The sequence below is a fragment of the Pseudomonas sp. D5(2026) genome (assembly GCF_057766845.1).
This window is the reverse complement of record NZ_CM173421.1, coordinates 5,280,159-5,299,114: the sequence shown is the minus strand read 5'-3', so window position 1 is coordinate 5,299,114 and position 18,956 is coordinate 5,280,159. Positions and strand designations below refer to the sequence as shown.

The window sequence follows — 18,956 nt, the reverse complement described above, 5'->3', positions numbered from 1 at the left end:
TTAGGTCAAGAAATACTGCAGCAGGTCATTGAGGAACAACTGGCCCCTCGGCGTGGCTACCAGTCGATCCGGTTCGACCTGCAAAAGGCCCTTTTGTTCGGCGGCACGGCGTGCCTCATGCAGCTGCGCCAGTGGCAAGCCGGTGCGTTGGGTGAACAGTTCGGCTTCCACGCCATCGGTCAGGCGCAGGGCGTTCATCAGGAACTCGAACGGCAGTTCATCGACTGGCAGCAGCTTCTCGCCGGCCTTGAACGGCTTGGCCAGGTTCAGGTAATCCTTGGGCAGGCGGGTCTTCCAGGTACGCAGGATGCGCCCGTCGGCAAAGGTGAGCTTGCCGTGGGCGCCGGCGCCGATACCGATGAAGTCGCCGAAGCGCCAGTAATTGAGGTTGTGCCGGGCGGCGCGGTCTGCCTGGGCGTAGGCTGATACCTCGTACTGGCGGTAGCCGTGCGCGGCCATCAGCGCTTGGCCGGCTTCCTGAATATCCCAGAGGATATCGTCTTCGGGTAGCTCTGGCGGCTGGTTCCAGAACACCGTGTTCGGTTCCACGGTCAGCTGATACCACGACAGGTGTGTCGGGCCCAGGTCGATGGCCTGGCGCAGGTCAGCCAGCGCGTCGTCCTGCGACTGGTCGGGCAGGCCGTGCATCAGGTCCATGTTGAAATTGTCGAAACCGGCCGCGCGCGCCATGCCAGCGGCCCGAACCGCTTCGTCGCCATTGTGGATGCGCCCTAGTGCTTCCAGCTTGGCTGGCTGGAAGCTCTGCACACCGATCGACAGGCGGTTGATGCCGGTCTGCCGGTAGGCCTTGAACTTGTCCTGCTCGAAGGTGCCCGGGTTGGCTTCCAGGGTAATCTCGATGTCTGGCGCGAACGTAATACGTTGCTCTACGCCGCGCAGCAGCCGGCCGAGGGCCTTGGCACTGAACAGGCTTGGCGTACCGCCACCGAAGAAGATCGAGCTGAGCGGGCGGCCTTGTACGGCAGACAGCTCCTGGTCGAGGTCGTCGAGCAGGGCTGTGACATAGGCATCTTCCGGTAGCTCAGGCCCGGCAGCGTGGGAGTTGAAGTCGCAATAAGGGCATTTGCGTACGCACCACGGGATGTGGATGTACAGCGCCAGCGGCGGCAGGCTGGTAAAGCCCGCCGCGCCGGGGGGCGACAGCATTTCGATCATGCCAGGCCCAGACGTTGGCGCAGCAGGGCCATGGCACGGGCGCGGTGGCTGAGCTGGTTCTTGTCTGCCGGGGCCAGGTCGGCGCTGGAGCAGTTGCGCTCCGGTACCCAGAACAGCGGGTCGTAGCCAAAGCCCTGCTCACCGCTGGCCTCGAACAGGATGCGCCCTTGCCACAGGCCTTCGCACAGGATCGGCAATGGGTCGTCGGCGTGACGCACCAGTGCCAGAACGCAGACGAACTGTGCACTGCGCTCACCTTCAGGCACGTCTTTCAAGGCTTCGAGCAGCTTGGCGTTGTTTGCCGCGTCACCCTGGCCATCGGCATAACGTGCCGAGTAGATGCCCGGCGCGCCGCCGAGGAAATCCACCGCCAGACCGGAGTCATCGGCCAGGGCCGGCAGGCCGGAAATGCGGGCGGCGTTGCGCGCCTTGAGGATGGCGTTCTCGACGAACGACAGGCCGGTTTCTTCCGGCTCTACCTGGCTGAACTCACCAATCGAGCGCAGTTGCACGGATTGGCCGAGCATGGCCTGGAGTTCCTTGAGTTTGCCGGCGTTGTGGCTGGCCAATACGAGTTGCTGGAAATTCATCATTCGCCTGGGAACACTTCCTGGTTGAAGCGGAGAGAGTTGCTGATGCCGCCGGTTTCGATGTTCAGGTCGAAGGTGACGGTTTCTGGCTGGTCGATCTTGAACTGGGCGATGTAGTACACCGCACCCTGTTCGGTAATCTGCTTGAACGACAGCGGGCTGCTGCGCCCGGTCAGGTCCTTGATCGTGCCGCTGACCACCGCTGTGGCCGGTTTGCTGGCCTTGAGTACGGTAATGTTGAGCACGCCCTGGTTCTTGCTGCGAACCAGGCCGGTGGCCGCTGCCACCTCGGGAGTGAGCATGCTCGACGTGAATGCGCTGTAGTGCACCGTCACGTCGCCAAATACCTCCTTGCGCTCGGGGCGTGCGGCATCGGCAGCCAATACTGGCAGGGCCAGGCACAGGCTGATCAGGAACAGGGCTAGGCGGCGCATGGGGCGATTCCTCCGGTGGGCGTCAGACCGCGAGCGGCTGCTCTTGCAGGCCCGGGCTGCTGACGCGGTAGATGCCGATCTCACCTAGAAGATTAGGCCATAGCCGCCCACCCCACCCATTGCGGTGCAAGTGGTCGACCGCCAGGCGGTCGAGTACCTTGGCTCGGCGTTCGTGCACAAGTTCTTCGAAGTCGGCGAAGGTGCAGAAGTGGATGTTCGGCGTGTTGTACCAGGTATACGGCATGAAGTCCGATACCGGCATGCGGCCTTTGGTCGCCAGGTACCAGCGGCAGCGCCAGTGGCCGAAGTTGGGGAAGGTGATGATGCACTGACGGCCCACGCGCAGCATTTCGTCGAGGATGCGGTCGGGGTACTCCACGGCCTGCAGGGCCTGGGTCATGATCACCACGTCGAAACTGTTGCTGGCGAAGTTGCCCAGGCCTTTGTCCAGGTCTTGTTCGATGACGTTGACGCCCTTGGCCACGCAGGCGGCGATGTTGTCGGCGTCGATTTCCAGGCCATAGCCGGTGACCTGTTTGCGGTCACGCAGCGAGGCCAGCAGTTCGCCGCTACCGCAGCCCAGGTCGAGTACCCGGCTGCCGGCGGGGATCCAGTCGTGGATGATTTCCAGATCGGCTCTCATGCTGTCCTCAGATGGCAATGCGGTTCATGTAGTTCGAGAAACCCTGCATGTAGCGAGGTGTGGGGATCAGGAAGGCATCGTGCCCGTAGGGCGAATCGATCTCCAGGTAACAGACGTTCTTGCGCGCAGCCATCAGTGCGTCGACGATCTCGCGCGAACGGGCCGGAGAGAAGCGCCAGTCGGTGGTGAACGACATGATGCAGTAGTCCGCCGTGACGTGGGCCAGGGTGGCTGCCAGGTCACCCCCCTGCTTGGCGGCCGGGTCGAAATAGTCCAGTGCCTTGGTCATCAGCAGGTAGGTGTTGGCGTCGAAACGGCCGGAAAACTCTTCGCCCTGATAGCGCAGGTAGCTTTCGACCTGAAACTCGACGCTGTGGAAATCGTAGTTGAGCTTGTCGCTTTTCAGCTCACGGCCGAATTTTTCACCCATCGAGTCGTCGGACAGGTAGGTAATGTGCCCGACCATGCGTGCCAGCATCAGGCCGCGCTTGGGGATCACGCCCTGGTCCTGGAACGAACCGCCATGGAACTCAGGGTCAGTGAGAATGGCTTGGCGCGCCACCTCGTTGAAGGCGATGTTCTGCGCCGACAGCTTGGGTGCCGAGGCAATGTCGACGCAATGGCGCACACGCTCGGGGTAGCTGATGGTCCATTGCAGTGCCTGCATGCCGCCAAGGCTGCCGCCCACGACAGCGGCCCACTGCTGGATGCCCAAGCGCTCGCCCAGGCGCACCTGGCTGTGTACCCAGTCCTCTACGGTCAGTACAGGGAAATCGGCGCCATACGGTTTGCCGGTGGCAGGGTTGACGCTGCTGGGGCCAGTGCTGCCGTTGCAGCCACCGAGGTTGTTCAGGCTGACTACGAAGAAGCGGTTGGTATCGATTGGCTTGCCGGGGCCGATGCAGCTATCCCACCAGCCCGGCTTGCGGTCGGTGGCGGCATGGTAACCAGCGGCATGGTGATGGCCGGACAGGGCATGGCAGATCAGCACGGCATTGCTCGCGCTGGCGTTCAGGGTGCCATAGGTCTCGTAGACCAGTTCGTAACTGGCCAGTGAACGGCCACAGGCCAGTGCCAGCGGTTCATCGAACCGGGCTGTTTGCGGTACTACCAGACCGACGGAATCTTCGGGAAAGACAGTTGACATCGACCCTGCTCACGCTTGACGGAGGCGTAAGTCTAAAGAGCGCTACCCCCAGCGGCAAGCAAAGGCTTGCGACTGGGGGCAAGCTGGGGCTGGCGAGCCTCAGATCATTCGCCACAGCTCTTGAGGCATGCCGGCGTAGGCGGCCAGAGGGGGCATGACAAACGACTGGATCACCTGGATCGCCAGGAAGGCGAAGATCGGCGAAATGTCCATGCCGCCCAGATTTGGCACCAGCCGGCGGAACGGCGCCAGCACTGGCTCGCTGATCTGGTAGGCCAGTTCGGCCGCCGGGTTGTGACTGTTGGGTGCAACCCAGGAAACGATCACCATGACGATCATCGCCACCCAGAAAATCTTCAGGAACAGCGAGGTGATGCCGATGATTGCCCACATCAGCAGGTGCAGGACGTCGCCGAAAGTACCGTAGGTGACCATCAGCACGAAGCCCATCAGCAGAGCCTGGATGACCACCGCCAGCAGTAGCGACGAGGTATCCAGCCCGCCAACGCTAGGGATGATCCGGCGGATCGGCTTGAGCAGCGGTTGGGTGGCACGAACTGCGAACTGGCACAGCGGGTTGTAGAAGTTGGCCTTGACCAACTGCAGTACGAAGCGCAGCAGGACGATTACCAGGTAAAGGCTTACCAGGGTTTGCACCACGAAAATCGCGGCGCCTGACAGTGCATTCATCTAAAGCTCCTTATTTGCCCAGTTGTTCGGCCAGCTCGGCGGAGCGCGTGGCTGCAGCCTGCAGCGCCTGCTCGACGATGGCTTCGAAGCCGCTAGCCTGGAACGACTTGATCGCCGCTTCCGTGGTGCCGGCGGGCGAGGTGACGCGGCGGCGCAGTTCGGCGGCATCGACATCGCTAGCAACCGCCATGCGCGCGGCGCCCAGGGCCGTCTGCAAGGTCAGTTGGGAGGCGGTTTCGCGTGGCAGGCCGAGTTTTTCGCCGGCCGCGGTCATGGCCTCGATCAGCAGGAAGAAGTACGCCGGGCCACTACCAGACACAGCAGTCACGGCGTCCAGTTGCTGTTCCTGCTCCAGCCACAGGGCGGTGCCCACGGCCGACAGCAGTTGTTCGGCCTGCTGACGCTGTTCGCCGGACACTTCAGCGGTGGCGTACAGGCCGCTCACGCCTTGGCGCAGCAAAGCCGGGGTGTTGGGCATGCAGCGCACTACCGGGCGAGCGCCCACCCAGCTTTGCAGGCTGGCGCATGTGATGCCGGCGGCGATGGAAACGATCAGCTGGCCATCCTGCAGGTTGGGTTGCAGTGCCTGACAGACGGTTTTCATGACTTGTGGCTTGACCGCCAGCACGATGACGTCAGCGCCATCGATGGCCTGGGCGTTGTCCTCGAAGGCTTCAATGCCGTGCTCGGCCTGGATGCGACTGCGGGTCTCGGCGCCCGGGTCGCTGGCGCGGATCTGCGAGGCGTCCAGGCCCTGGGCACGCAGACCACCGATCAGGCTGGCGGCCATGTTGCCGGCGCCGATAAAGGCAATACGTGTCTTGCTCATGTCAGGTCCTTGTGGAAAAGAGTGAGTGAAGCATGGAATCAGGTGTTGCCGTAGTCGCGGGCTCCGAACAGGGCCGTGCCAATCCGTACCCACGTCGCGCCCTGGGCGATGGCCGCTTCCAGGTCGTGGCTCATGCCCATCGACAGGGTGTCCAGGCCAAGCCCCAGGTCTTCCTGCAACTTGCGCAGGCTGGCGAAGGCGGCCTCCTGGGTGTCGCGGTCTTCGGTGGGTTCCGGGATTGCCATCAGCCCGCGCAGGCGCAGGTTGGGCAGTGCGGCTACGGCTTTGGCCAACGCGGGTAGGTCGGCCGGGGTGCAGCCGGATTTACTGTCTTCGCCGCTGACGTTTACCTGCAGGCAGATGTTCAGCGGCGCCAACCCGGCAGGGCGCTGTTCCGACAGGCGTTGGGCAATTTTCAGGCGGTCCACGGAATGTACCCAGTCGAAGTGCTCGGCGATCGCTTTGGTCTTGTTCGACTGAATGGGGCCGATGAAGTGCCAGATCAAGGGCAAGTCGCTGAGGGCCTGCTGCTTTGTCAGTGCTTCCTGTAGGTAATTTTCCCCGAAGTCGCGCACACCGGCGGCATGGATCTCGCGGATAGCGCTGGCGGGCTTGGTCTTGCTCACGGCCAGCAACTGGACGCTGGCCGGATCACGCCCGACTGCCTGGGCAGCACTGGCGATACGGGCGGAAATCGCGGAAAGGTTGTCTGCTAGGGTGGACATGGATCAATGCCGGCAGCTGTAGGGTCTGCGGCATTCTACCTGCTTGAAGGCCTTTGGGGAGTCTCATGGATGTGACCGACCTGTTGGCCCGAGCTGTGGATGCGGGGGCTTCGGACCTGCACCTGGCGACGGGCCAGATTCCAATGCTGCGCCTGGATGGCGAGTTGCAGCGTATGGGCTTGCCGCCCTTGAGCGCGGATGCCTTGATCGAGGGCATGGCGAGCGTGCTGGATGACCACCAGTGCCAGCAGTGGGCCCAAGGCGATGAACTGGACCTTGCGCTGGAGTTGCCGGCGCTTGGGCGCTTTCGGTTGAACCTGTTTCGCCAGTTGAAGGGCCCGGCGGTGACCTTTCGGCTGATTCCGGGGCGCATTGCCACAGTGAGCGAGCTGGACCTTGCGGATGTGTTTCAAGCTGTCGCGCAATGCAGTGATGGCTTGATCCTCGTCGTCGGGCCGACAGGCAGTGGCAAGTCCAGCACCCTGGCAACGCTGCTCGACCAGTTGAACCGCGAGCGGGCACTGCACATCATTACCCTGGAGGACCCTGTCGAGGTCATCCATGACAGCCAGCGCAGCCTGGTCAACCAGCGTGAGATGGGGCGCCATAGTCGCGGCTTTGCTCAGGGGCTACGCAGTGCACTGCGCCAGGACCCGGACGTGATCATGATCGGCGAGTTGCGCGACCTGGAAACCATTCGCCTGGCCCTGCGCGCGGCCGAAACCGGGCACCTGGTGCTGGCAACCGTGCATGCGCGTTCGGCGACCAGCTGCATCGACAGGTTGGTGGAGGTTTTTACTGCCGAGGAAAAGCCGTTGGTGCGGGCGATGCTGGCCGAGTCGCTGCGCCTGGTGGTCGCGCAGTTGCTGGTCAAGCGTGTGGAAGGTGGGCGGGTGGCTGCGCGGGAAGTGCTGGTGGCGACGCCGGCGGTGCGTAACCTGGTTCGGGAGGGGCGGTTGGCGCAGTTGTCTTCGGTGATGCAGGGCGGGGCGGCTGAGGGGATGCGGACGATGGAGGGGGCGTTGCGGAGGCTGAGGGAGCGAGGGTTGATCAAAGGCTTGTAGTACCTGAAAGGCCCTTTCGCGGGCGCGCCCGCTCCCACAGGTATGGCGCTGCCCGCGAGAGCGACGCGGTACCTGTGGGAGCGGGCGTGCCCGCGAAGGGGCCGGTACCGGATAGCGCCGATCAGATTAACGCTTGGCCAGGTTCAGCTGTTGCTGCTCCTTCGGCAGTACCCGCTTTGCCACCACGTAGTGCTTCTGCCAGTAAGGCTTGCTCAAGGTGTCGATACTCACCCGCTTGCCACGGCGTGGCGCGTGGATGAAGCGGTCGTTACCCAGGTAGATGGCTACGTGATTGACCCGACGGCTCTTGATGTTGAAGAAGATCAGGTCGCCGGGCTTCAGATCACCCTTGGCCACCTTCACCCCGTGGCCCTGGGCCATGGCATTGGAGGTGCGCGGCAGGTTGACGTCAGCGACGTCGTTGAAGGCGTATTTGACCAGCCCGCTGCAGTCAAAGCCTTTTTTCGGGCTGCTGCCGCCCCAAACATAAGGGGTACCGAGCACATTGACCGCACGGCTGAGCACGTCGCTGCTTTGCTTCGGCGACATGGCGGCGACATTGGCACCGCGGCTGCTGACGGCGTTGCTTGGGCGGGCGCGCAGCGCGGTCTGCTTGGCGGGTGCGTGTTTCACCGACGCGTTGGTCGTGTAGCCGGTAAAACCATTGGGAAGACGTTGCTCACGATTGGTGGCGTGGGCGGCCAGGGGCAATAATAGGCAGAGGGTCAGCCATGTCTTGATCAAAGGCGGCATAGATGAAGCTCTTATGAATAGTTATGTGTTGGGCGCGCAACTTTATAACAGCTTTTTGATCAATCATTGATCCGTTGGTCGATTGTCCAGGTGCCGTATGTCGGCTTGCGACGAGAAAGTCACATTTTTTCTTAGAAAATTTTCGGATAACCCACGGGGGCTATGAATGAACAGTTATCAACAGGGGGTGCCCTTTCACGACACCCACAGCAAAACCATTGGCTACCTGCTGTGGATTTTCGGCTTCACCGGGTCCCATCGCTTCTATTACGGCAAGCCGATTACCGGGACCATCTGGTTCTTCACCTTGGGCTTGCTGGGCATTGGTTGGTTGATCGACCTGTTCCTGATCCCGTCCATGGACCGTGAAGCCGACCTGAGGTTTCAGTCCGGGCGTATCGACTACAACATCGCCTGGATTCTGCTGACCTTCCTCGGGGTGTTTGGCCTGCACCGGCTGTATCAGGGCAAGTGGATCACCGCGATCATCTACTTCTTTACCGGTGGGTTGTTCCTGGTGGGGGTGCTGTATGACTTCTGGACGTTGAACACCCAGGTGTCCGAGAGGAATGCGGGGCGGGGCTGACGGTGCCGTGGCTGTTTTACAGCCCACTCACGGGTAATGCTGCCTATATAAAAAAGGCCTTGTCGCACCGCTGCGGCAAGGCCTTCTTTGTTACTGGCGGGTCTGCCGCTGTTGCAGCAACAGGTTGCTGAAACCGGCCCCAGCCAGCTGCTTCTGTGCCCCGGTCAATTGCTCGCGGTTGCTGAACGGCCCGACCAGCACGCGGTACCAGGTTTCCTCCTTGACCGTACCCGACTCCACCTTCACCGACTGGCCCAGCAGGATGATCTGTGCCCGTACCTTGTCGGCATCGGCCTGCTTGCGGAACGAGCCTGCCTGAAGGAAGTACTGCGTGGTCGCAGCCGGCTTGATCACAGGTGGTGGCGGTGGCGGGGTTTGGCCGAGCAGTGCTGCCTGGGCCCTCGCCGTGTCGATTTTCGCCGCTTCTGCTGGTGTTACCGGAGCTACCGGCTGGGCCGGCACTGGTGGCGTTTTCTCCGGTACGGCTTCCGGCGGCACGATCACCTCAGACTCCGGCAGCAGCGTGTAGAAGTCGTACTTCGGCTTCACCGGCTGTTGCGGGGTAGCTTGCGCTGGCTTGCCGGCTTCGGCCGTTTTCGCCGGCTTCTGCTGCTCGGGTTTGGTGCGTTTGATGTCGTCGCCACCGGGTTCGAGCTTCATCAGGAACACGATGAACGCGCCTACGGTCAGGCCGACCGCCAGCCATACCCAGCCGGGGATCGGCTGTTTGGCCGGTGCCGTCTGGCGGCTGGCGCCGCGTTTCGGGGCAGGTTTTTTCTTGGCAGCCAACTTACATGCGCTCCAGGGTTTCCAGGCCGAGCAGTTCCAGACCTTGTTTGAGGGTGCGGCCGGTCAGGGCGGCCAGGCGCAGCCGGCTCTGCTGCTGCGAAGGGGTTTCGGCAGCGAGGATCGGGCAGTTCTCGTAGAAGCTGGAGAACAGGCCGGCCAAGTCGTACAGGTAGCTGCACAGCACATGCGGCGTGCCTTTTTCGGCGACGTTGTTGAGAATTTCGCCAAACTGCGCCAGGCGCGCGGCCAAATCTTGCTCGTGGGCAGCTTGCAGCACGATTTTGCCGTCGACTTCGTCAAACCCTTTGCCCAGCTTGCGGAACACGCCGGCTACGCGGGTGTAAGCGTACAGCAGGTAAGGCGCGGTGTTGCCTTCGAAGTTGAGCATCAGCTCGAAGTTGAAGCTGTAGTCGCTGGTGCGGTGCTTGGACAGGTCTGCGTATTTCACCGCGCCAATGCCCACCACCTCGCCGATGTGGCGCAGTTCGTCGTCGGCCAGGCTCGGGTTCTTTTCCTTGACCAGCGCGTAGGCGCGCTCCTTGGCCTCGGTGAGCAGGTCGATCAGCTTCACGGTGCCGCCGTCACGAGTCTTGAACGGGCGGCCGTCGGCGCCGTTCATGGTGCCGAAGCCCATGTGCTCCATTTGCATCGGGTGGCTGACGAAGCCAGCGCGGCGGGCCACTTCGAACACCTGGTTGAAGTGCAGGGCCTGGCGCTGGTCGACGAAGTACAGTGCGCGGTCAGCTTTCAATACGTTGCTGCGGTAACGCACGGCAGCCAGGTCGGTGGTCGCGTACAGGTAGCCTCCGTCGGCCTTCTGCACGATCACCGGCAGGGGGTCGCCTTCGCTGTTCTTGAACTCGTCGAGGAACACACACTGGGCGCCTTGGTCTTCGACCAGCAGGCCCTTGGCCTTGAGGTCGGCCACCACGTTGGCCAAGTCGTCGTTGTAGGCGCTTTCGCCCATCACGTCGGCCATGGTCAGTTTGACGTTGAGCAGCTCGTAGGTCTTCTGGCAGTGCGACAGCGAGATGTCCTTGAAGCGAGTCCACAAAGCCAGGCACTCGGGGTCACCAGCTTGCAGCTTGACCACCAGGCCGCGGGCGCGAGTGGCGAACTCTTCCGATTCATCGAAGCGTTTCTTCGCCGCACGGTAGAAGTTTTCCAGGTCCGACAGCTCGTCGCTGGTGATCGGGTTTTCCTGCAGGTAGGCCATCAGCATGCCGAACTGGGTACCCCAGTCGCCGACGTGGTTCTGGCGGATGACGTTGTCGCCCAGGAACTCCAGCACGCGCGCAACGCTGTCGCCGATGATGGTCGAGCGCAGGTGGCCGACGTGCATTTCCTTGGCCAGGTTAGGTGCCGACATGTCGATCACCACCTTTTGCGCCGGGCCGGCTTTGCGTGCACCCAGGTGGGCGTCGGCCAGGGCGGCATCCAGGCGGCTGGCCAGGGCGTCGGTGTTCTGGAAGAAGTTGAGGAAGCCAGGGCCTGCAATCTCGACCTTGCTGATGTCGGCGCTGGCCGGCAGGGCGTTGATCAGTTTTTCGGCGAGGTCGCGCGGCTTCATGCCGGCCGGCTTGGCCAGCATCATGGCGATGTTGCTGGCGAAGTCGCCGTGGGTCTTGTCCCGGGCGTTTTCCACCTGGATCGCCGGCGACAGCCCTTCAGGCAGCACACCGTCGGTGACGAGTTGGGTGAGGGCTTGCTGGATCAGCTGGCGAATGGTGTCTTTCATGGGGATCTCTTTTCGACCGCAAGCGCGGTGAGCGCCTGGATGCGCAGGTGGAAAAACTGGGCATTATCCGTTGCCGGGAGCAGGTTGCCAACCTTTGGGCGGCAAGCGGGGGGCCACCAGCCGCAAGAAAAAGCGGCATCGCCCCCGCCCGGCGCTTGCTTGTCGCTGGTCACTCGCAGCTTGCAGCTCAATACAGGTCTACCGGGTCGACATCCAGCGACCAGCGCACCTGGCGCCCGCTTGGCATCTGTTCCAACACTAGCAACCAGGCGCTGATCAGTCGATGCAACGGCGCCCGGGTATTGGCCTGTATCAACAGTTGCGCGCGGAATCGTCCGGCGCGACGCTCCATGGGTGCCGGTACCGGGCCCAGCAGTTCGATGCCCGGCAGGCGTTGTTCGGCCACCAGGCGCTCGGCGGCGGCACAGGCTTCGTCGAGGAAACCTTCGGCCTGCCCCGGCTTGTGTGCTTCGGCACGCAGCAAGACCAGGTGCGAGTAGGGCGGCAGCCCGGCGGCCCGGCGTTCGTCCAGGGCCTGTTCGGCGAAAGCGAAGTAGCCTTGCTCGGTTAGCTGTACCAGCAGTGGGTGGTCGGCCAGGTGGGTCTGGATGATGACCTTGCCGGGTTCTTCGGCCCGCCCGGCCCGCCCGGCCACCTGGACGATAAGTTGTGCCATGCGCTCGCTGGCGCGGAAGTCGCCGGAAAACAGCCCGCCATCGGCATCGAGGATGGCCACCAGCGTCACCCGCGGGAAGTGGTGGCCCTTGGCGAGCATCTGGGTGCCGACGAGGATGCTCGGCTGGCCGCGCTGGATGGTGCTGAACAGGTTGTGCATGGCGTCCTTGCGCGCCGTGCTGTCACGGTCCACGCGCAGGATCGGGTAATCCGGGAACAGCACCTTCAGGCGCTCTTCGGCGCGCTCGGTACCGGCACCGACCGGGCGCAGGTCGACGTGGTTGCATTGCGGGCATTGGTGCGGCAGGCGTTCGTCATAGCCACAGTGGTGGCAGCGCAGCACGCCGGAGCGCTGGTGCACGGTCATGCGCGCATCGCAGCGTGGGCATTCGGACAGCCAGCCGCAATCGTGGCACAGCAAGGTTGGAGCAAAGCCCCGGCGGTTGAGGAACACCAGCACTTGTTGGCCGGCTTCCAGCGTCTGCCGAATAGCCTGCTGCAGCGGGCCGCTGATACCGCTGTCCAGCGGCAGGCTCTTCACATCCAGGCGCAGCATGCGCGGCGGGCGTGCCCCCCCGGCGCGCTGGTTCATGCGCAGCAGGCGGTAGCGGCCGGTCAAGGCGTTATGCAGGGTTTCCAGCGACGGTGTGGCGGAGCCGAGCAGGATCGGGACGTTCTCCTGGTGAGCGCGTACCAGCGCCAGGTCGCGGGCGTGGTAACGCAGGCCTTCCTGCTGTTTATAGGAGCCGTCGTGCTCTTCGTCGATGATGATCAGGCCGGGGTTTTTCATCGGCGTGAACAATGCCGAGCGGGTGCCGATGATTATATCGGCCTCGCCGTCCCGTGCCGCCAGCCAGGCATCCAGACGTTCGCGGTCGTTCACTGCCGAGTGCAGCAGGGCAATACGCGCGTTGAAGCGTTGCTCGAAGCGCGCCAGGGTTTGCGGGCCGAGGTTGATCTCCGGGATCAGCACCAGCGCCTGCTTGCCGGCTTCCAGGGTTTCGCGGATCAGTTGCAGGTAGACCTCGGTCTTGCCACTGCCGGTGACGCCGGCCAGCAAGAACGCGCCGAAGCCGCCAAAGCCCTCGCACACGGCGTCGAAGGCATCGCGTTGTTCTTCGTTGAGTGGCAGTTCCGGCTGTGCCAGCCAGTGCTCATGGCGTTGTGCCGGCAAGTGGCGGCGCGTCTCGACCTGCACCAGATCCTTGGCCAGCAGCAGGTCGAGGCTGTCCTTGTTCAGGTTGAGTTTGGCCAGCAGGCTGTGGGCCACGCCGTGCGGGTGCTGGGCCAGGGTCTTGAGGGCGTCGCGCTGGCGCGGCGCGCGGGCAATGCGCGGGTCTTCCAGGCGGGCGCCAGGGGCTATATGCCAGAAGCGTTCCTGGCGCATTTCGGCGGCTTCGCCCTGGCGCAGTAGCGTGGGCAGCGCCCAGCTCAGAGTATCGCCCAGGCTGTGCTGGTAGTACTGGGCGGTCCACAGGCACAACTTGAACAGCGACGCGGGGATGGGGGACACCGGGTCGAGCAGGGCGCTGGCCGGCTTCAGTTTGTCGGCGGGCACTTCGCTCTGCGTGCACACCTCTATCAGCACGCCGATCATTTCGCGGCGGCCAAAGGGCACGCGGATGCGCATGCCAGGGGTCAAGGTCTGGCGCGCCATGCTCGCCGGCGCCTTGTAGTCGAACAGGCGCCGCAGCGGAGAGGGCAGGGCAAGGCGCAGGATGACGTCGGACACGCGGAAAGTCTCGGAGGGCGTTACAAGGACTGGCGAGCCTAGCAGACGACGGTCGGTGCAAGCGACATCTTGCGCTGACGGTGTGCTCTGGTATTATTCGCCGCCTAATTACGTGCGGTATTCAACAATTGGTGTTGGGTGGCGGCACGCAGCTCGAGGAAGTGACCATGAAAGAAGGTATCCACCCGAACTACGAAGTAGTTGCAGTCACCTGCAGCTGCGGTAACAAGTTCGAAACTCGTTCGACCCTGGGCAATGTCCTGTCGATCGACGTTTGCAACCTGTGCCACCCGTTCTACACCGGTAAGCAGAAAGTTCTGGACACCGGTGGTCGCGTACAGAAGTTCGCCGATCGCTTCGGCATGTTCGGTGCCAAGAAGTAATCATGCGCATGGCGAATCCTTCGGGTTTCGCATTGTTGCTGAAGAAGGCGCCCCTTGTGGGCGCCTTTTTTGTGGGCGTTATCTGGCATTTCCCGGTCCTGGCGTTCTGCCCACTGCCGGACAAGCCCCAATGGGTAGCGGTACGACAGGTGGTCGATGGCGACACCTTGCGTCTGGTCGATGGCCGCAGTGTGCGGCTGATCGGTATCAATGCCCCGGAAATAGGCCGCAAGGGGCGTACCAGTGAGCCCTATGCCGAAGCTGCCAGGCGGCGATTGCAGGCCTTGATAAAGGCCAGTGACCATCGCGTCGGGCTGGTGCCTGGTGTTGAAGGCAAAGACAAGTACGGTCGCACACTGGCGCACATCTACAGCCGCAATGGCGACAATCTGGAAGCACAATTGCTTAGCGAGGGCTTGGGCTATCGCGTGGCAATTGCCCCTAATGTGCGCTTCAGCGGCTGCCAGCAGCTTGCCGAACAAGCGGCGCGCCAGGCTGGTGTTGGCCTGTGGCGGCGTTCACCCGTGGTGCCTGCAGGCGATGTCAGGCGGTCAGGTTTCGCTGTTGTACGTGGTCGTATCGGAGGCATTGAGCATAATCGTGGCGGGGTCTGGCTGACCCTGGGCAATACCATGGTGCTGCAGGTTCCCGCTCGTCTGCAGCGCAACTTCCCCGCCAGCTTCTTCGATAACCTCAAGGGACACCAGGTCGAAGCGCGCGGCTGGGTGCTGGATCGTTCCCGCAGGGGAGGCCTCAAGCCCGGGCAGCGACGCTGGGTGTTGCCATTGACCGATCCGAGCATGCTGGCGCGCATTTCAGGCTAAAAGATGTAGACATTTCGATAGTGGATTGTACACACTGTAGGTCGTATGCCCCCGTGGGTTGTAGCGTAAAGTCGTAGGCTAAAGGCCTTGACACAAGTGACCGGCCAGTCTTGTGGCTCCCCGGCTCTTTGCGTATCCTCGGCGGTCCGTCAGAACAGTAAATAGCGGAATGCCCACCATGTCAGACCTGAAAACCGCCGCTCTCGAATATCACGCTCAACCTCGTCCGGGGAAACTGAGCGTTGAACTCTCCAAGCCCACTGCCACCGCCCGTGACCTCGCCCTGGCCTACAGCCCAGGTGTTGCAGAGCCGGTGCGCGAAATTGGCCGTGATCCAGAGCTGGCTTACAAATACACCGGCAAAGGCAACCTGGTTGCGGTGATTTCCGATGGCACTGCCATCCTCGGTCTGGGTGACCTCGGCCCACTGGCTTCCAAGCCGGTCATGGAAGGCAAGGGTGTTCTGTTCAAGCGTTTCGCCGGTATCGATGTGTTCGACATCGAAGTCGAGTCGGAAAGCCCACAAGCGTTCATCGACACCGTTCGCCGCATTTCGATCACCTTCGGCGGTATCAACCTTGAAGACATCAAGGCACCTGAGTGCTTTGAAATCGAACGTACCCTGATCGAACAGTGCGATATTCCAGTGTTCCACGATGACCAGCACGGTACTGCCATCGTGACTGCCGCTGGCATGATCAACGCCTTGGAAATCGCCGGCAAGAAACTGGAAGACGCCAAGATCGTCTGCCTGGGCGCCGGCGCTGCTGCCATCTCCTGCATGAAGCTGCTGGTAAGCATGGGTGCGAAGGTCGAGAACATCTTCATGATCGACCGTAGTGGCGTGATCCACGCTGGCCGTGACGACCTGAACCAGTACAAGGCGCAGTTCGCCCACGCGACCGACAAGCGCACCCTGGCCGACGCCCTTGACGGTGCCGACGTGTTCGTAGGCCTGTCCGGCCCGAACCTGCTGAGCCCGGAAGGCCTGAAGTCGATGGCTGCCAACCCGATCGTGTTCGCCTGCTCGAACCCGGACCCGGAAATCTCCCCAGAGCTGGCGCATGCCACTCGCAACGACGTGATCATGGCGACCGGTCGTTCCGACTACCCGAACCAGGTCAACAACGTGCTGGGCTTCCCGTTCATCTTCCGTGGTGCTCTGGACGTTCGCGCCAAGCGTATCAACGAAGAGATGAAGATCGCTGCCGCTATCGCCCTGAAAGACCTGGCCAAGCTGCCAGTGCCGAAGGAAGTTTGCGAAGCCTATGGCGTTGAAGGCCTGGAGTTCGGCCGTGAGTACATCATTCCGAAGCCGCTGGATGCACGCTTGATCACCGTCGTTTCCGATGCTGTGGCCAAGGCTGCCATCGAATCTGGCGTGGCTACCCTGCCTTATCCGAAGCACTACCCGCTGACCAGCGTGGATGAAGTGTTCAACGGCTGATTGCAGCAAGCGACATTAAAAAAGCCCCGGCTCGCATGAGCCGGGGCTTTTTGTTGGGGCTTGGGAATGTGTCAGGGCTGCAGGGTGTTCGTCAGGGCACTTGTGGCGCCTATCAAATCGAGCGCCGCCCGCGCGGCGCTCGATTCACGCGCCCACGCAAAACCTGAGTCAGGCGCCCTGCCTTAGAACAGATCCATCGGCGTCGCTTCATCGGCTGGCAGCGGGCTGCCCGGTGCCACGCCATTGCCCAGTTCATCCACCGACGGCGGCGAGTCTTCGGCTTTGAACAGCTCGAAGTAGGCATTCGGTGTGCTCGGCGATGCTGCGCGACCGCTGATCGGGTCGACGCGCAAGCTGAGAATGCCTTCCGGCTCTGCCGGGGCGTGCGCAGGCTTGTCCTTGAGCGCCGCGCCCATGAAGTTCATCCAGATCGGCAGGGCCGCAGTCCCGCCATATTCGCGGCGGCCGAGGGTTTCCGGCTGGTCGAAGCCGACCCAAACGGTAGTCACGTAATCGGCGTTGTAACCGGAGAACCAGGCGTCCTTGGATTCGTTTGTGGTCCCCGTCTTGCCCGCCAGGTCGGTACGGCCCAAGGCCAGGGCCCGGCGGCCGGTGCCGCGCTTGATCACATCCTGCAGCATGCTGGTGAGGATGTAGGTGGTACGCCCGTCGATGATCCGTTCGGCCACTGCTGGCGTTTGCGGTGCTGCGGCCACCTGGTTGACAGCAGAAGGTGCCTCGCCTGGCATGGCGGCAGTGCTGATTGGCTGCTCGGGGGCGGCCAGGCCCGCCTGGTCCTCGGCACCTTGTGGTACGCGGGGCGGGTTGGCGGTGAACAGTGTCTCGCCGCTGCGGCTTTCGATGCGGTCGATCAGGTACGGGGTGATCTTGTAGCCACCGTTGGCAAAGGTGCTCCAGCCGGTGGCGATCTCCATCGGGGTCAGGGTGGCGGTGCCCAAGGCCAGCGACAGGTTGCGCGGCAGGTCCTGTTTGTTGAAGCCGAACTTGGTGATGTAGTCGATGGTGCGATCCACGCCCATGGCTTGCAGCAGGCGGATCGACACCAGGTTGCGCGACTTGTACAGCGCCTCACGCATGCGGATAGGGCCGAGGAAGGTGTTGTTGTCGTTCTTCGGTCGCCACACTTTATCCACCGACTCGTCAACGAACACGATCGGCGCATCGTTGACGAGGCTGGAAGCGGTGTAGCCGCTGTCCAGCGCGGCGCTGTAGACGAATGGCTTGAAGCTTGAGCCCGGTTGGCGCTTGGCCTGCACGGCGCGGTTGTAGTTGCTCTGCTCGAACGAGAAACCGCCAACCAGGGCGCGGATGGCACCGTTGTTCGGGTCGAGGGTGACCAGGGCGCTTTGCGCAGCGGGCACCTGGCTGAACTTCAACGTGCCATCTTCAAGGCGTTGCAGGCGTACCAGGTCACCGACCTGGGCCACATCGGCCGGCGATTGCGGTGTGCGGCCCTGGGCGTTGTTGTTGATGAACGGACGCGCCCATTTCATGGTGTCCCAGGCAACCTGCGCCTCTTGGCCGTCGCGGGTCAGCACCTTGAGGCCGGTTTGTTCCACCTGGGTGACAATGGCTGGCTCCAGGCCGCCAAGGGTGCGTTGCTTGCCCAGCTCCTTCAGCCAGGCTGCCTGGGTGCGGCCCGGGAAACGTGCTTCAGGGCCACGGTAGCCGTGGCGCTCATCGTAGTCGGAGAGCCCTTTGAGGACGGCCTTGTTGGCCATTTCCTGCATGTCACTAGGCACGGTGGTCGTGACGCGGAAGCCTTCGGTGTAGGCGTCGCTGCCGTAGCGGCCGACCATTTCCGCGCGGGCCATTTCGGCGATGTACGGGGCATTCACCTCAGGCGTCGGCACGTGGTAGCTGGCATTGAGCGGCTCGGCCAGGGCGGCCTGGTAGCTGGCCTCGTCGATCTTGCCCAGCTTGTACATGCGTCCGAGGATCCAGTCGCGACGCTCTTTGGCGCGCACCGGGTTGGCCAGCGGGTTGAAGCGTGACGGTGCCTTGGGCAGGCCGGCGATCATCGCCATCTGCGCCAGGCTCACGTCACGAATGGACTTGCCGTAGTACACCTGTGCAGCTGCATCGATACCGTAGGCGCGGTTGCCCAGGTAGATCTTGTTCACGTACAGCTCAAGGATTTCGTCCTTGGTCAGCTCACGCTCGATCTGCAGGGCCAGCAGGATTTCGTTGGTCTTGCGTGAGAAGCTGCGCTCGCTGGTGAGGAAGAAGTTCTTCGCCACCTGCATGGTGATGGTGCTGCCGCCGGTCTGGATATGGCCGGTTTTCACCAGCTGGGTCGCGGCGCGCATCAGGCTGCTGGGGTCGACACCGTAATGGTTGAGGAAATTGTCGTCCTCGGCTGACAGCAGCGCCTGAATGAATTGTGGGGGAATATCCGCGAAGCGGATCGGCGAGCGGCGCATTTCGCCGAATTCGGCAATCAGCTTGCCATCGCTGCTGTACACCCTGAGGGGGATCTGCAACTGGATGCTTCTGAGGGACTCGACCGAGGGCAGGCTGGGGCTAAGATACAGAAACGCACCGCTCACACCGAGTACGAGCGCGCAGATGACTGCGACGGAAGACCACCAGAAGAACTTCAGCAGACGTATCAAGGCTTTTCGGTGTCCAGGTTGGGAGTGGATTGCACGCAGGTCCGGTGGACCAAAAAACGCTGGGCATTATAAGCATTTTTCGCCTCTCCGGGTGA

Annotated in this window: 18 protein-coding genes; 5 read left to right on the top strand and 13 right to left on the bottom strand. The window is 62.7% G+C overall.

Annotated features, from left to right (window positions below; genetic code table 11):
• The 8 genes from hemW to AC3B5Q_RS24350 all read right to left on the bottom strand — a co-directional run bounded on the left by hemW (nt 1) and on the right by AC3B5Q_RS24350 (nt 6,234).
• Nucleotides 1-1,176, bottom strand: a complete 1,176-nt coding sequence (gene hemW / locus AC3B5Q_RS24385; protein ID WP_101196378.1) for a radical SAM family heme chaperone HemW — start codon at nt 1,174-1,176, stop codon at nt 1-3.
• A complete protein-coding gene (gene rdgB, locus AC3B5Q_RS24380; RefSeq protein ID WP_101196377.1) occupies nt 1,173-1,769 on the bottom strand; it encodes an RdgB/HAM1 family non-canonical purine NTP pyrophosphatase in 597 nt (198 codons plus the stop codon). The genes hemW and rdgB overlap by 4 nt, the downstream gene beginning before the upstream one ends.
• Complete coding sequence (locus AC3B5Q_RS24375; RefSeq protein ID WP_021783663.1) at nt 1,766-2,200, bottom strand: DUF4426 domain-containing protein; 435 nt, start codon at nt 2,198-2,200, stop codon at nt 1,766-1,768. The genes rdgB and AC3B5Q_RS24375 overlap by 4 nt, the downstream gene beginning before the upstream one ends.
• A gap of 22 nt (nt 2,201-2,222) precedes the next feature.
• Entirely contained in the window at nt 2,223-2,843 is a 621-nt protein-coding gene (gene metW / locus AC3B5Q_RS24370; protein WP_021783664.1) for a methionine biosynthesis protein MetW, read from the bottom strand.
• Between the two features lie 7 nt (nt 2,844-2,850).
• Nucleotides 2,851-3,990, bottom strand: coding sequence for a homoserine O-succinyltransferase MetX (gene metX, locus AC3B5Q_RS24365; RefSeq protein ID WP_021783665.1), 1,140 nt, complete (start codon nt 3,988-3,990; stop codon nt 2,851-2,853).
• Nucleotides 3,991-4,089: 99 nt separating this feature from the next.
• Nucleotides 4,090-4,680 carry a YggT family protein gene (locus AC3B5Q_RS24360; protein ID WP_012053960.1) on the bottom strand — a complete coding sequence of 197 codons (591 nt, stop codon included), beginning with the start codon at nt 4,678-4,680 and terminating at the stop codon, nt 4,090-4,092.
• A gap of 10 nt (nt 4,681-4,690) precedes the next feature.
• Nucleotides 4,691-5,509, bottom strand: coding sequence for a pyrroline-5-carboxylate reductase (gene proC, locus AC3B5Q_RS24355; RefSeq protein WP_004575483.1), 819 nt, complete (start codon nt 5,507-5,509; stop codon nt 4,691-4,693).
• 38 nt (nt 5,510-5,547) lie between these two features.
• Nucleotides 5,548-6,234: a YggS family pyridoxal phosphate-dependent enzyme gene (locus tag AC3B5Q_RS24350; protein WP_021783666.1), complete on the bottom strand. Its 687-nt coding sequence runs from the start codon at nt 6,232-6,234 to the stop codon at nt 5,548-5,550.
• Nucleotides 6,235-6,299: 65 nt separating this feature from the next.
• Here AC3B5Q_RS24350 and AC3B5Q_RS24345 point away from each other — a divergent pair, with 65 nt between their 5' ends.
• Complete coding sequence (locus AC3B5Q_RS24345) at nt 6,300-7,298, top strand: type IV pilus twitching motility protein PilT (RefSeq protein WP_028697537.1); 999 nt, start codon at nt 6,300-6,302, stop codon at nt 7,296-7,298.
• Nucleotides 7,299-7,424: 126 nt separating this feature from the next.
• On the opposite strand, the gene AC3B5Q_RS24340 is transcribed toward AC3B5Q_RS24345, so the two are convergent.
• Nucleotides 7,425-8,051 carry a C40 family peptidase gene (locus tag AC3B5Q_RS24340; protein WP_028697536.1) on the bottom strand — a complete coding sequence of 209 codons (627 nt, stop codon included), beginning with the start codon at nt 8,049-8,051 and terminating at the stop codon, nt 7,425-7,427.
• Nucleotides 8,052-8,217: 166 nt separating this feature from the next.
• On the opposite strand from AC3B5Q_RS24340, the gene AC3B5Q_RS24335 reads away from it, so the two are divergent.
• Entirely contained in the window at nt 8,218-8,637 is a 420-nt protein-coding gene (locus tag AC3B5Q_RS24335) for an NINE protein (protein WP_028697535.1), read from the top strand.
• Nucleotides 8,638-8,727: 90 nt separating this feature from the next.
• Here AC3B5Q_RS24335 and AC3B5Q_RS24330 read toward each other — a convergent pair whose 3' ends face one another.
• From AC3B5Q_RS24330 to AC3B5Q_RS24320, 3 genes are all read right to left on the bottom strand, one after another.
• The gene (locus AC3B5Q_RS24330; protein WP_053870424.1) at nt 8,728-9,426 is read right to left on the bottom strand and encodes an SPOR domain-containing protein; all 699 of its coding nucleotides are present in this window, start codon (nt 9,424-9,426) and stop codon (nt 8,728-8,730) included.
• 1 nt (nt 9,427) lies between these two features.
• Nucleotides 9,428-11,164 (bottom strand): arginine--tRNA ligase, encoded by a 1,737-nt coding sequence (gene argS / locus AC3B5Q_RS24325; RefSeq protein ID WP_021783671.1) that lies wholly within the window; start codon nt 11,162-11,164, stop codon nt 9,428-9,430.
• 187 nt (nt 11,165-11,351) lie between these two features.
• Nucleotides 11,352-13,571 carry a primosomal protein N' gene (locus tag AC3B5Q_RS24320; protein ID WP_053870425.1) on the bottom strand — a complete coding sequence of 740 codons (2,220 nt, stop codon included), beginning with the start codon at nt 13,569-13,571 and terminating at the stop codon, nt 11,352-11,354.
• Nucleotides 13,572-13,738: 167 nt separating this feature from the next.
• Here AC3B5Q_RS24320 and rpmE point away from each other — a divergent pair, with 167 nt between their 5' ends.
• The 3 genes from rpmE (at nt 13,739) to AC3B5Q_RS24305 (ending at nt 16,225) form a co-directional block, all read left to right on the top strand.
• Nucleotides 13,739-13,954, top strand: a complete 216-nt coding sequence (gene rpmE, locus AC3B5Q_RS24315) for a 50S ribosomal protein L31 (protein ID WP_003249127.1) — start codon at nt 13,739-13,741, stop codon at nt 13,952-13,954.
• A gap of 2 nt (nt 13,955-13,956) precedes the next feature.
• On the top strand, nt 13,957-14,778 hold the full coding sequence (locus tag AC3B5Q_RS24310; RefSeq protein WP_028697533.1) for a thermonuclease family protein: 822 nt from the start codon (nt 13,957-13,959) through the stop codon (nt 14,776-14,778).
• A 178-nt stretch (nt 14,779-14,956) separates the two neighbouring features.
• Nucleotides 14,957-16,225 carry a malic enzyme-like NAD(P)-binding protein gene (locus tag AC3B5Q_RS24305; protein ID WP_003249133.1) on the top strand — a complete coding sequence of 423 codons (1,269 nt, stop codon included), beginning with the start codon at nt 14,957-14,959 and terminating at the stop codon, nt 16,223-16,225.
• Nucleotides 16,226-16,407: 182 nt separating this feature from the next.
• Here AC3B5Q_RS24305 and AC3B5Q_RS24300 read toward each other — a convergent pair whose 3' ends face one another.
• Nucleotides 16,408-18,858 (bottom strand): penicillin-binding protein 1A, encoded by a 2,451-nt coding sequence (locus AC3B5Q_RS24300; protein WP_373939455.1) that lies wholly within the window; start codon nt 18,856-18,858, stop codon nt 16,408-16,410.
• Between the last annotated feature and the right edge of the window lie 98 nt (nt 18,859-18,956).